Below are 843 nucleotides of genomic sequence, written 5' to 3' on the forward strand. Positions count from 1 at the left end.
GGGACAGGATGTTGAGGATCACATCGGCGGAGTGGACGCCCTGCGAGAGCGCTTCGGCACAGGCCTTCTGCACGGCGGGAACCCCCTCCGTCAGCACGGCGCCGAGGATCTTCACCATCTGGCGGTCGCCGTCCGAGGAGCCCTGCAGCTTGCGGCGGATCTGCTCGAGGGCGCCGGGCAGAACCCAGTCCTTGAACGGTGCGCCATTGCGCAGCGCCCCGGGTTTGCGAAGCAGGACCGGCACATAGTGCCAGGGATTGTAGATTGTCCGGCCCCGCCCGAAGTGACGGGGATGGTCCCCGACCAGCCGCCCTTCCTGCCGGATCTCGATCCGCTCCGCATAGGCCCGGATCTCGACCGGCCGCCCGACAGCCGTTGCCGCGACGGAGTATTTGTTGTTGTCGAACCGCACGAGGCAGGTCTTCGATACCGCCGCAGGCAGCGAGTGGAAGCCGTCGAAGCGCCCGGCATAAGGGACGAGGTGCGGGCGCTCTTGCTGAAAGACCTCCCAGACGGTCTTGTCCGTCAACTCCGGATGCTTGCTGCTCCTGGCCGAGGCGATGCACTTGTCCAGCAGCCAGGCATTCAGTTCCTCGTAGCTCTTGACCCTGACCCGGGGTGAGAAGAACCGTTGGCGAACCGTGCCGACCTGGCTCTCCACTTGACCCTTCTCCCAGCCCGAGGCCGGGGTGCAGGCGACGGGCTCGACCAGATAATGGCTGGCCATCTGCAGGAACCGACGATTGTAGAGGCGCTCCTTGCCGACAAAGATGGTCTCCACTGCCGTCTTCATGTTGTCGTAGATCCCGCGGGTGCAGGTGCCCTTGAAGAAGGCGAAAGCCC

General features: G+C 65.0%; 1 protein-coding gene. It reads right to left on the reverse strand.

Annotated features, from left to right (window positions below; genetic code table 11):
- The coding region (locus ACFOMP_RS15845) for a Mu transposase domain-containing protein (RefSeq protein ID WP_449302612.1) at window positions 1–843 on the reverse strand (843 nt) is incomplete at both ends.

The organism is Paracoccus simplex, assembly GCF_042648325.1.
Taxonomy (GTDB): Bacteria; Pseudomonadota; Alphaproteobacteria; order Rhodobacterales; family Rhodobacteraceae; genus Paracoccus; species Paracoccus simplex.